Origin of the sequence: Streptomyces sp. NPDC058880 (assembly GCF_042742535.1) — a bacterium.
Classification (GTDB): domain Bacteria; phylum Actinomycetota; class Actinomycetes; order Streptomycetales; family Streptomycetaceae; genus Streptomyces.
On sequence record NZ_JBHYMC010000001.1, the window covers coordinates 340,110 to 351,607 of the forward strand.

Annotated in this window: 11 protein-coding genes; 5 read left to right on the top strand and 6 right to left on the bottom strand. The window is 73.9% G+C overall.

The window, feature by feature from the left end:
* The first annotated feature begins 14 nt into the window (after positions 1-14).
* Complete coding sequence (locus ACFW2G_RS01560) at positions 15-725, top strand: DUF305 domain-containing protein (protein ID WP_384580068.1); 711 nt, start codon at positions 15-17, stop codon at positions 723-725.
* A 53-nt stretch (positions 726-778) separates the two neighbouring features.
* Positions 779-2,137, top strand: a complete 1,359-nt coding sequence (locus ACFW2G_RS01565) for an FAD-dependent oxidoreductase (RefSeq protein WP_384580066.1) — start codon at positions 779-781, stop codon at positions 2,135-2,137.
* 100 nt (positions 2,138-2,237) lie between these two features.
* Here the strand turns inward: ACFW2G_RS01565 and ACFW2G_RS01570 are convergent, their stop codons facing one another.
* The 3 genes from ACFW2G_RS01570 to ACFW2G_RS01580 all read right to left on the bottom strand — a co-directional run bounded on the left by ACFW2G_RS01570 (position 2,238) and on the right by ACFW2G_RS01580 (position 5,248).
* A complete protein-coding gene (locus tag ACFW2G_RS01570; RefSeq protein WP_384444962.1) occupies positions 2,238-2,585 on the bottom strand; it encodes an ArsR/SmtB family transcription factor in 348 nt (115 codons plus the stop codon).
* A gap of 133 nt (positions 2,586-2,718) precedes the next feature.
* The gene (locus ACFW2G_RS01575; RefSeq protein WP_037921736.1) at positions 2,719-3,828 is read right to left on the bottom strand and encodes an NADH:flavin oxidoreductase/NADH oxidase; all 1,110 of its coding nucleotides are present in this window, start codon (positions 3,826-3,828) and stop codon (positions 2,719-2,721) included.
* A gap of 79 nt (positions 3,829-3,907) precedes the next feature.
* Positions 3,908-5,248, bottom strand: coding sequence for a wax ester/triacylglycerol synthase family O-acyltransferase (locus ACFW2G_RS01580; protein WP_384580064.1), 1,341 nt, complete (start codon positions 5,246-5,248; stop codon positions 3,908-3,910).
* Positions 5,249-5,484: 236 nt separating this feature from the next.
* On the opposite strand from ACFW2G_RS01580, the gene ACFW2G_RS01585 reads away from it, so the two are divergent.
* From ACFW2G_RS01585 to ACFW2G_RS01595, 3 genes are all read left to right on the top strand, one after another.
* On the top strand, positions 5,485-6,576 hold the full coding sequence (locus ACFW2G_RS01585) for a hypothetical protein (RefSeq protein WP_037921732.1): 1,092 nt from the start codon (positions 5,485-5,487) through the stop codon (positions 6,574-6,576).
* Between the two features lie 11 nt (positions 6,577-6,587).
* Positions 6,588-7,274, top strand: coding sequence for a uracil-DNA glycosylase (locus tag ACFW2G_RS01590; RefSeq protein ID WP_037921730.1), 687 nt, complete (start codon positions 6,588-6,590; stop codon positions 7,272-7,274).
* Positions 7,275-7,370: 96 nt separating this feature from the next.
* The gene (locus tag ACFW2G_RS01595; protein WP_384444969.1) at positions 7,371-8,285 is read left to right on the top strand and encodes a sirohydrochlorin chelatase; all 915 of its coding nucleotides are present in this window, start codon (positions 7,371-7,373) and stop codon (positions 8,283-8,285) included.
* A gap of 84 nt (positions 8,286-8,369) precedes the next feature.
* Here ACFW2G_RS01595 and ACFW2G_RS01600 read toward each other — a convergent pair whose 3' ends face one another.
* The 3 genes from ACFW2G_RS01600 to ACFW2G_RS01610 all read right to left on the bottom strand — a co-directional run bounded on the left by ACFW2G_RS01600 (position 8,370) and on the right by ACFW2G_RS01610 (position 11,471).
* The gene (locus tag ACFW2G_RS01600; RefSeq protein ID WP_384444971.1) at positions 8,370-9,434 is read right to left on the bottom strand and encodes a lactonase family protein; all 1,065 of its coding nucleotides are present in this window, start codon (positions 9,432-9,434) and stop codon (positions 8,370-8,372) included.
* Positions 9,435-9,489: 55 nt separating this feature from the next.
* The gene (locus ACFW2G_RS01605; protein WP_384444973.1) at positions 9,490-10,626 is read right to left on the bottom strand and encodes a nitric oxide synthase oxygenase; all 1,137 of its coding nucleotides are present in this window, start codon (positions 10,624-10,626) and stop codon (positions 9,490-9,492) included.
* A 257-nt stretch (positions 10,627-10,883) separates the two neighbouring features.
* Positions 10,884-11,471 carry a GNAT family N-acetyltransferase gene (locus ACFW2G_RS01610; protein WP_384444975.1) on the bottom strand — a complete coding sequence of 196 codons (588 nt, stop codon included), beginning with the start codon at positions 11,469-11,471 and terminating at the stop codon, positions 10,884-10,886.
* Positions 11,472-11,498: the final 27 nt, after the last annotated feature.

Below are 11,498 nucleotides of genomic sequence, written 5' to 3' on the forward strand. Positions count from 1 at the left end.
AGTATCTTCCCTTCATGGACATGGCAAAAGACCTCCGGGGCCGCAGGGCCTCGACCGCGGTTGCCTTCCGGCTCGCCGCGGCGACGGCGACCGCCGGCCTCCTGCTGACCCTCACCGCCTGCCAAGACGGCGGGGCGGACCGGGCCGACGACGGTCCGGCCCGGATCGTCGCGCCGGGCAGACCCGGCGAAACGTCACGCACGCTCACTCCCGAACAGGCCGCCAGGGCGAAACCCGACGACAGCCCGAACGCCGCCGACCGCTCCTATGTGGAGCGGATGATCGAGCACCACCGCCAGGCGCTGACGATGAGCGCGCTGGCACCCGAACGGGCGGCGGCGGACCCCGTGAAGCGCCTCGCCGAACGGATCGCGGCCGGCCAGAAGCCGGAGATCGGCGCCATGGAGAAGTGGTTGGCCCGCCATCCGGCGCCGGTGCCGGCGGGCACCGCCACGACCGCCCCCGGACACGCCCACGACCCCGTCCACGACCACGCCTCGATGCCGGGCATGGCGACCGAACAGCAGCTCAGGGAGCTGGCCGACGCCCGGGGAACCGACTTCGACCGGCTCTTCCTGAAGCTGATGACCACCCACCACGAAGGGGCCCTGACGATGGCGGGCGAGGCACTGGCCGGCGGGAACAACGTGGCCGTCGAGGAGATGGCCAACGAGGTGGTGGCCACCCAGAGCGCCGAGATCCACCGGATGCGCGCGATGGGCTGACCGGCGGAAGGGACCGGTGTCATGCTGTAACCACCTGCGGGAGGAGTTCCGCCGTGCTTCGTGTCGCCGTCGTCGGATCGGGCCCCAGCGGGGTCTACGCGGCCCAGACGCTGGTCCAGCAGCGCGAGGTGCCCGGGGTACGGGTCGACGTACTGGACCGGCTGCCCGCCCCCTACGGGCTGGTGCGGTACGGGGTCGCACCCGACCACGAGAAGATCAAATCACTGCAGGGCAGCCTGCGCACCGTGCTGGAGGACGAGCGGATCCGCTTCCTCGGGAACGTGGAGGTCGGCGGGGAGACCCTGCCCGTACCGCGGCTGCTGGAGCTGTACCACGCGGTCGTGTACTGCGTGGGCGCCGCCCGGGACCGGCTGCTGGGGATCCCGGGCGAGGAGCTGACCGGGGTGCACTCCGCGACGGCCTTCGTGTCCTGGTACAGCGGGCACCCGGACGCCGCTGCCGAGGCCTTCGACCTGCCCGGGGTGGAGGCGGCGGTGGTGGTCGGGGCGGGCAACGTCGCAGTGGACGTGACCCGGATCCTGGCCCGCGGCACGACGGAGCTGGCGCCCACGGACATGCCTCAGCCGGCACTCGCCGCGCTCGCGGACAGCGGGCTCGGCAGCGTGTCGATGGTGGCCCGGCGCGGGCCCTCGCAAGGGAAGTTCACCACCAAGGAGCTGCGGGAGCTGGGCACGCTGCCGGGCGTGGAGGCCCGGGCCGACCCCGCCGAGCTGGCGCTGGACCCGCTGTACGCCGATCCGGGCGCGGCCGCGGCACTGCCTGCGGTGGCGCGGCGCAACCTGGAGGTGCTGCGCGGGTGGGCCGGCGGAGCCGCCGGCTCCGGACCGCGCCGGATCGCACTGCGGTTCTACCTGCGCCCGGTGGAAATCCTGGGCGGGCCCGACGGGCGGGTCCGCGCGATGCGCTTCGAGCGGACCGCGCCGGACGGCCGCGGCGGGGTGACCGGTACGGGCGTCCACGAGGACCTCGACACACAGCTGGTGCTGCGCTCCGTCGGGTACCGGGGCGTGCCCCTGGCCGGGCTGCCCTTCGACCCGGCGAAGGGCACCGTCCCGCATGCCGCGGGCCGGGTGCTGCGCGCGGGCCGGGCCTCGCTCGGCGAGTACGTGGCGGGCTGGATCAAACGCGGCCCGACCGGCGTGATCGGCACGAACCGGCCGTGTGCCAAGGAGACCGCCTCCTCGCTGCTCCAGGACGCCGGGGCACTGGCCCGGCGCGAGCTGCCCGGCGACCCGCTGGACGCCCTGCGGGCGGCCGGCCTGCACCCGGTCCGGTGGCCGGGCTGGCTGGCCATCGAGTCGGCCGAGGCGGACCTCGGACACTCCCTGGGACGGCGCTCCGTCAAGATCCCGGACTGGGCGGGCCTGCTGGACGCGGCCGGGCGAACCTAAGGAGGGGCGCCCTGTCAGGTCGGGGCACGCGGAAGGCGGTCGCGGCAGCCGTCCCTCGACCGACGCCACGACAGCGGTCCGCGCGGACGGCCGGAGCGGGTCAGGACGGGCGCCGGGCCGCCTCGGCCGCTGCCGCCGTCAGGACGCTGTCGAGCAGACCCGGGAACAGTGCCTCCAGGTCGTCGCGGCGCAGGGCGTTGAGCTTGGTGGTGCCGCGGTAGGCCTGGCGCACGACACCGCTCTCCCGCAGGACACGGAAGTGGTGCGTGGTCGTGGACTTGGTGACGGGCAGCTCGAAGTGCGAGCAGGCCAGGTCCTCCACCGAGCCGGCCAGGTCCAGGACGATGGAGAGCCGCACCGGGTCGGAGAGGGCGTGCAGCACGCCTTCCAGGCGGATCTCGGCCGCCTCCGGGTGGGCCAGGGTGCGGGAGGTGTCCCGATCCGTCATGTCCCTGCTCCGCTCACTCGGCTTGGTCCGGATCCCCATGGTACGAGAGGCATCGAAGGAGGCGTGGCGGTCGCGGGAATCGGCGGGAACGGGTGGGTGCGGCCACGGCGCGGTGGGCGCGGCCGCACCGCCGTCACCAGGACCGGTGGTACTGCTCGGGCGTGCGGACGGGCGCGCCCAGCCGGGCGGCCGCGCGGCGGGCCCAGAACGGGTCGCGCAGCAGTTCGCGGCCCAGCAGCACCGCGTCGGCCTCGCCGTTGGCCAGGATCTTCTCGGCCTGCTCGGGCTCGGTGATCAGGCCGACCGCGGCCACCGGGAGCTCCGTCTCGGCCTTCACCCGGGCGGCGAAGGGCACCTGATATCCGGGGCCGACCGGGATCGTCACCCCCGGAGCGAGGCCGCCGGTGGAGACGTCGAGGAGGTCCACTCCGTGCTCCCGCAGGAGCCGGGCCAGGCGCACGGTCTCGTCGGCGGTCCAGCCCTCCTCCTCCAGCCAGTCGGTGGCGGAGATGCGGAAGAAGAGCGGGAGCTCCTCGGGCCACACCGCCCGCACGGCGTCGACGACCTCGAGGGCGAAGCGGGTCCGGTTCTCGAAGGATCCGCCGTAGGCGTCGGTACGCCTGTTGCTGTGCGGGGAGAGGAACTCCCCGATCAGGTACCCGTGGGCCCCGTGGATCTCGACGACCTCGTAACCCGCCGCGAGCGCCCGCTCGGCCGCGGCCGCGAACTGGCCGGTGATCTCGGCGATCTCATCGGTCGTCAGCTCGTGCGGTACCGCGTGGCCCTCGGCGAACGGCACGGCGCTGGGGGCGACCGGCTGCCAGCCGTGCGCGTCGGGGCCGACCGGTGCGCCGCCCTTCCAGGTGCGGTCGGTGGAGGCCTTTCGGCCCGCGTGGGCGATCTGGATGCCGGGCACGGCCCCCCGGGCCTTGAGGAAGCCGGTGATCCGGCGCAGCGCCTCGACCTGGGTGTCGTTCCAGATGCCGAGGTCGTAGGGGGAGATCCGGCCTTCGGGGGAGACCGCGGTGGCTTCCTGGATGATCAGGCCGGTGCCGCCGGTCGCGCGGGCGGCGTAGTGGGCGAAGTGCCAGTCGTTGGCGACCCCCGCGTCCGGCCCGGAGGCCTCGGCGCTGTACTGGCACATCGCGGCCATCCACACGCGGTTCGGCACGGTGACCGAACGCAGGGTGTACGGCTCGAACAGGGCGGCGAAAGCAGCGGGTACGGCGGGGGCAGCACTCATCGGGGCTCTCCAGGGGTCACCGGGCGCGCCGGGGTCGGCGCCTAAGTACGAGAATCACCATACTACGAACCTCCTCGTACTACGAGACCTCTCGTACAAGTGTGTCGAGCTCCGCGCGCAGCGCCCCGGCCAGCGCCGCCAGGTCCGGAACGGCGGCTCCGTCGGCGACCAGGCCGTAGTGAACCGTCCCCTTGTAGGTGGAGACCGCGACGGCCAACGACTGGCCGCGCGCCAGCGGCGCGAGCGGGTAGACCTCGTGGACCCGGCTACCGCCGAGGGAAAAGGTCAGACCGGGCAGCGGGACGCTGGTGACGAGGATGTCGTAGAGCAGGCGGGCCGCCTGGGCGACGAGCGGGCCGCCGAGCCGGTGGCCGAGCGGGTGGACGTGGTCCGCGAGCAGGGCGACAGCCCCCGCACCCCGGGTGGGCCCGGCGTCCTTGTTGCGGTCCATGCCGGCCCGTACGCGGTCCAGCCTGCGCAGCGGATCGGGCTCGGCCAACGGCAGCCGGAGCAGGTACCCGGAAAGCCTGTTCCCGGCGCCCTCGGCGCCCCGGGGACCGCGGCGGCGGGACACCGGGATCAGGGCCCGCGGCCCCGCCCCCAGAGGCTCGGGGTCGCCGCGCTCGGCCAGCCAGCGCCGCAGAGCGCCCGCGACCAGGGTGATCAGCACGTCGTTGACGGTACCGCCGGCCCCCTTGCGGATCAGATTGACCTCGTCCAGATCGAGCGCGAGACCGGCGACGGCGCGGCTGCCCGCGCCGGCGGGACCGGTCGTGAGCGCGGCCGGAACGCCCAGCGGCAACCCGCCTCGGGCCACGGCGGCCCCGATCTCCAGGGCCTGTCCGACCCCCTGGACCCGCGCGGCCAGCGCCCCCGGCAGCCGCCCCAGGACGGACCCGGCCCGCTGTCCCGGGACCGGGCGCGCAGGGGACCGCGGCCCCGGCACGTCGTCGAACAGCGCGGCCGCGAGGGCGAGGGCGCCCAGACCGTCGGCGAGGGCGTGGTGGAACTTGAAGAGCACGGCGAAGGAGTCCGGATCCGGCCCGTCCAGCACGTGCGCCTCCCACGGCGGCAGCCCGCGGTCCAGCGGGCGGGCCATCAGCGGCCCGGCAGCCTCGTGCGGGAGGGTTCGGTCGGCGCGGACGAGGAAGACGTGCCGCGCCGGGTCGAAGTCCGGGTCCGGCGACCAGGCGGCGGCGCCGAGGGGCAGGAGCACGTCCCGGATCCTGCGGCGCAGGCCCGGCACCGCCGCGCAGCGCGCGGTGAGGAGTGCGGCGGCACGCTCGGCGGGGCGCCCGCCGCCGGAGCCGGGCGGTCCGGCGGCGCGGAAGACGGCGAGGGCGCCGAGGTGCATCGGGTGGTCGGCGGACTCCATCCGCCAGAAGGCGAGGTCGAGCGGAGACAGGTGCTCGGTGGCCACATACGTCCTCTCACGTGCGGCGGCGTTGGCTTGAAGTCAACCCCTTGAAGTCAACCCATTACGAACACCCCCATGCAAGGCGCAATCATTTCCGGCCGGTAAATGATCGGTATAGATCATCCGATGCGAGGCGTGCGGCGCCTGCCGGGCCTTCGCCGGCGGCCGGGTGCAGACTGGCCGGAAAGACGCTCTGTGAGGAACGAAGCGCGCGAGGACGAGGTCCGGAGGTGCCGGCCATGGCCGACGTACTGCTGCTCGTGGGAACCCGCAAGGGACTGTTCATCGGCCGCCGCCGGGGCGACGGGCCCTGGGAGTTCGGTGAGCCCCACTTCAACGCCCAGGCCGTCTACGCGGCCGCGGTGGACCGGCGCGGCCCGGCGCCCCGGCTGCTGGTCGGCGCGGACAGCACGCACTGGGGGCCGTCCGTCTTCACCTCCGACGACCTAGGAGCCACCTGGCGGGAACCGGCCAGGCCGGCCGTGAAGTTCCCCCAGGACACCGGAGCCTCGCTGGAGCGGGTCTGGCAGCTCCAGCCGGCCGGGCCCGAGGCGCCGGACGTGGTCTACGCCGGGACCGAGCCGGCCGCGCTGTTCCGCTCGACCGACCGCGGCGAGTCCTTCGAGCTGGTCCGCCCGCTGTGGGAGCACCCGACCCGCGGGAAGTGGGTGCCGGGCGGGGGTGGCGAGGGCCTGCACACGGTCCTCACCGACCCCCGCGACCCGGACGCGGTGACGGTGGCCGTCTCCACGGCCGGGGTGTTCCGGACCGTGGACGGCGGGGCGAGCTGGCAGCCGTCCAACGAGGGCGTCTCGGCGGTGTTCCTGCCCGACCCGAACCCCGAGTTCGGCCAGTGCGTCCACAAGATCGCCCGGGATGCCGGGGACACGGACCGGCTGTACCTGCAGAACCACTGGGGCGTCTACCGCAGCGACGATGCCGGGGGCCGCTGGAGCGACATCGGGGACGGGCTGCCCTCCGACTTCGGCTTCGCCGTCGCGGCCCACCCGCACCGGCCGGACACCGCCTACGTCTTCCCGCTCAACGCCGACTCCGACCGGGTGCCGGCCGAGCGCCGCTGCCGGGTCTTCCGCACCGGGGACGCGGGCGCCACATGGGAGCCGCTGACGCGCGGACTGCCCGACTCCGACCACTACGGCACGGTGCTCCGGGACGCACTCTGCACGGACGACGCGGACCCCGCGGGCATCTACTTCGGCAACCGCAACGGCGAGCTGTACGCCAGCCACGACGACGGCGACAGCTGGCAGTTGCTCGCCGAGCACCTGCCGGACGTGCTGTGCGTGCGGGCGGCGACGATCGGCCAGTAGAGTGATCCACCGTGGCAGCACGACCGTTGAACGAGATCGTCGAGCCGGGCTGGGCCCGCGCTCTGGAGCCGGTGGCGGCGCAGATCGCCGCGATGGGCGACTTCCTGCGAGCCGAGATCGCGGCGGGGAGGACGTACGTCCCCGCCGGGGCCCATGTGCTGCGCGCCTTCCAGCAGCCCTTCGACGAGGTCAAGGTCCTCATCGTGGGCCAGGACCCGTACCCCACCCCGGGGCACGCGGTGGGCCTGTCCTTCTCGGTGTCCCCCGAGGTGCGTCCCGTGCCGCCGAGCCTGGACAACATCTTCCTGGAGATGCACCGGGACATAGGGACCGGCCGGCCCGCGAACGGCGACCTCACCCCCTGGACCCGGCAGGGCGTGCTCCTGCTCAACCGCTCGCTCACGACCGCTCCCCGCCGCTCGAACGCACACCAGGGCAAGGGCTGGGAGGCCGTCACCGACCAGGCGATCCGCGCGCTGGCCGCCCGAGGGAAGCCGCTGGTCTCCATCCTGTGGGGCCGGGCCGCCCGCAACCTGCGGCCGCTGCTCGGCGACCTGCCCGTGGTGGAGTCCTCGCATCCCTCGCCCAAGTCGGCCGACTACGGGTTCTTCGGCTCCCGGCCGTTCAGCAGGACGAACGAGCTGCTAGTGGGCCAGGGTGCACAGCCTGTGGACTGGCGCTTGCCGTCCGTCAGTTGAGCGTATCTGCAATTCAACGGATAAATACGGACAGATGCGGCACGAAAAGGCCCTGCCCGAACACCTTGTTCCGATAAGCCAGTAGCATGCGGCGCCATGAGCTCCCCCACTGGCCCCGCAAATGGCCTGCCCGTACGAATGCCGCGACCCCGCCCGACCGGACGGCACCGCCGGCCCGAGCCCGCGGCTGCGCCCGAGGGCGCGCCCGCGCTGGTGCTCGCCGTGCCCGGTGCGCCCTCGGCCGCCTCGCGGGGGCTCGCGGAAGAGATCATCAGCATCGGCCGCTCCGAGTTGCCGGGCCTCGACGCCCGCATCGGCTTCCTCGAAGGTGACGACGCGACCGAGTTCCCGTCGCTGTCGGGCGTGCTGAGCGCCGTCGCGGCCGACCGGACCGCGCGTGCGGAGTTCGCCCGCGCCGCCGGCCACGAGGTGCCCGAACCGTCCGGCCCGGACGCCGTGGTCGTCCCGCTGCTGGCCGGTCCGGACAGCGACCTGCTGCGCCGGATGCGCCAGGCGCTGATGGACTCCTCCGCCGCCGCCGAGCTGGCCGATGTCCTCGGCCCGCACCCGCTGCTGGCCGAGGGGCTGCACGTGCGCCTCTCCGAGGCCGGTCTGGCCCGCGCCGACCGCGCCCGCCTCTTCACCGTGACCACCGCCGCCGACGGCATCGTCCTGGCAACCACCGGGGGCGAGGAGGCCGTGCAGGCCGCCGGGATCACGGGCATGCTGCTCGCGGCCCGCCTCGCCGTGCCCGTCCAGGCGGCAGCGCTGGACCAGGAGGGCTCGGTGGCCGCGGTCGCCGAGCAGCTGCGCCGCGAAGGCTCCACGCAGCTCGCGCTCGCCCCCTACCTGATCGGGCCGGAGGCGGCCGACGGCCTGCTGGACACCGCCTGCAAGGAGGCCGACTGCGCCACCGCCGAGGTGCTCGGCGCCTACCCGGCGCTCGGCAAGCTGGCCGTCGCGCAGTACACCGCGACGCTGGGGATCCCCCAGGGCTCGCCCGCGCACTGACCCGCCCGACACGCCACGGAGGCCCCCGCAGACCCGGTGCACCCGGACTGCGGGGGCCGTCGCACGTCCGGCCCGCGTGGCATCTCAGCCGAGGACCACGCAGGTGGCGGCGGGGACGGCGAGCGCGCCCGCCCTGTGCGGCCGCCCGGTCGACGGGTCCACGTCGAACCAGGTGACGTCTCCCGAGTGCTCGTTGGCCGCGTAGAGGCGGCTCCCGGTGGCGTCCGCGGCGAGGTCGCGCGGCCAGCTGCCGCCGCAGGCGACGGTGCCCGTGAGCCGCGGCCTCCCGGGCCCGTCGGCGAGCGACAGGGTGGCCAGCGCGTCGGTACCGCGGACGGCCGCCCAGACGAACCTCCCGTCCGGCGAGGCCACGATCGCCGATGGGTACGCCCGTACGACCCCTGAGGCACCCTCGGAGGCCACCGGAACCTCACCGACCGGCTCCAGCAGCCCCAGCGCGGCGTTCCAGCGGCAGACGGTCACCTGCGGCTCCAGCTCGTGCAGGACGTAGACGAACGCGTCCTCCGGGTGGAAGACCAGGTGACGGGGGCCGGTACCGGCGCGCAGCGCCGTCTCGGCGTGCTGCCGCAGCCCGCCCGAGGCCGGGTCCGGCGCGCAGACCCGTACGGAATCGGTGCCGAGATCGACGCTCAGCACCCAGCGGCCGGTCGGGTCCGGCAGCACCTGGTGGGCGTGCGGACCCGCCTGCCGGGCGGCGTCGGGTCCGGAGCCCCGGTGTGCGAGGACGCGCGCCGGGCCGTGCGGGCGGCCCTCAGCGTCCAGGGGGAGGCTGCTGACGCTGCCCGAGGTGTAGTTCGCGGTGAACAGGCGACCTCCGGCCACGCTGACATGGGTGGGTCCGGAGCCGCCGACGGACACAGGTGCGCCGAGCGGGGCGAGGCCCCCGGCGGTGCGCCGGAACGCCGCCACCCCGCCCCGCTCGGTCTCGCTCACCGCGTAGAGGACGCCGGCGTCCCGCGCGAGGGCGAGGTACGACGGATCCTCGGCGGTGGCGACCGAGAGCGGGGTCAGCGCCCCGGTCTTCGGATCCACGGCCGCGATGGTGACACCGCGGCCGCCCCCCGAGGTGAAGGAGCCGATGTAGGCCCGGTGTTCGCCGCTTCGGTCCGTGCTGTCCGCGTCGCCCACAGGAAACCCCTCTCACCGCTTTCGGATCCGTCCCGAGCCGACGGTAACAGAAGGTCTAGACCAAATCCCGCCCCCGGGCTCGCTCCTGTGCGCCGGAATGGTGGACGTAGGCCGTGCTGCTGGGGCGGTCCTCGTAGGTGCGATGGAAGACCGGGGTCGCGGCGCCGGAGATCGGCGGCACGATCCAGGACCAGTCCGCCCCCACCTCGCGGCCTTTGCGCTCCTCGCGCTCCATGTGGGAGAGGAAGCGCCGGGACTCGCTGTGGTGGTCGGCGATCGTGACCCCCGCGCGGTCGAAGGAGTGCAGGACCGCCCGGTTGAGCTCGACGAGGGCACGGTCCTTCCACAGCGAGCGGTCGCTGGAGGTGTCCAGGCCCAGGCGGCGGGCGACGGCGGGGAGGAGGTTGTAACGGTCGGTGTCGGCGAGATTGCGGGCGCCGATCTCGGTGCCCATGTACCAGCCGTTGAAGGGGGCGGCCGGGTAGTGGATGCCGCCGACCTCCAGGCACATGTTGGAGATGGCCGGTACGGCGTGCCAGCGCAGGCCCCAGTCCTCCCAGCCGTCGCCGTCGGGGTGGCCGATCGGCACCTCCATGACCGCGTCCGCGGGGGTGTCGAACCACCTGGGCTTGTCGTCGGAGCCCTGGACCACCAGCGGGAGGAGGTCGAAGGGGGTGCCGGCCCCGCCGGACCAGCCGAGCCGGAGCAGGGCCTCGGTCAGCGGGGCGTTGCGGGCGTCGCCGACGGTTATCGAGGGATGGTCGCCGTAGCCGGCGTAGCGGACGAGCTGCTCGCTCCAGATCACCGGCCCCGGGCGCTGCGGGGTCTCCGGGGCGAACACCGTGATGGTGGGTCTGACCCGGCCGCCGTTCGTGGCCTCGCGCAGGTGGTCGAAGCATTCGGCCGCGATGGCGTCGGCGTCGGCGAGCCCGCGGCGGTCACGGACCCGCAGCGAGTTCCAGTAGAGCCTGCCTATGCAGCGGTTGCTGTTGCGCCAGGCCACGCGCGCCCCGTGGACGAGCTCCTCGGGGGTGTGCACGTAAGTCCCCGTGTCCGCGAGTTCCGCCCTCACGGCGGCGAGCCGAGCGCGCGGATCACCCGCGCCGGCGTTTTCCCGGTGGAAGAGTCGGATGAACTCCTCGGCCGCCTGCCACACCTGTGCGGTGGTGGAGCGCTGTTGAAGAATTTCCATTCCGGCGGGTTACCCCCTGTCCGACCAGATCCACCCTGTACGTGCCGGATGAATGTGCAGTAAACAATGACCCGTTGTACCTGCCGCAGGTCAGCGGCGTACCGTCCGGGCACCCGGAACACTCCTCCGGGTGATCCTCACGGAACGGGCTGCGAACAAGGGCCGTACAAGCGTACGATGCGGCGCGCGAAATGGGTTGACGTTTCGTCAGACCCACTTCCGCACGCCGGCGCACCCCACGCGGGGGCGGGGTCGGATCAGCGGCAGGGCCGGCTCATGAAGAGCGCCTGCTCGCCGGCGGCGGGGGTGCCTCCGTAGAGGGCGGTGTCGAGGCCGCAGAAGGTGAACCCCATGCGCCGGTAGGCGTGCACGGCGGGGGCGTTGACCGAGCTGACCTCCAACCAGATGTGCTCCGCACCCCGCTGCCGGCCGAACTGAGCCGCGCACTCCATCAGGGCGCTGCCGATCCCGCGGCCCCGGTGGCCGGGTGCGACCTCGATGTCCTCGACCGTCAGACGCCGGTTCCACGCGGCGTAGCCGACGGCGGCGAAGCCACAGAGCTCGCCGCTGTCGAGGGCGACGAAGGTGCGCGTGTCCGCGTCCACGTCGGCCCCCCGGGGGCCTGCGATGCCCTGCTCGTCGTGCTCCTCGGGCGGGAACGCCCTGCGCACGGGCGGGTCCACGGGGACCTCGCGGAGCAGGAAGCCGGAACCGTCACCGGAGACGGCCACCTCGAAGACGGTGCGGGTGGTGAAGGAGCTGTCCAGGGCCGCGACGGCGCCCGCGTCCTCGGGGCGCGCGAGGCGGTAGACGATTCCGTCGGCCGGGCCGTGTGCGGTGGTCATGAGATCCACCGTACGCAAAAAACCCCC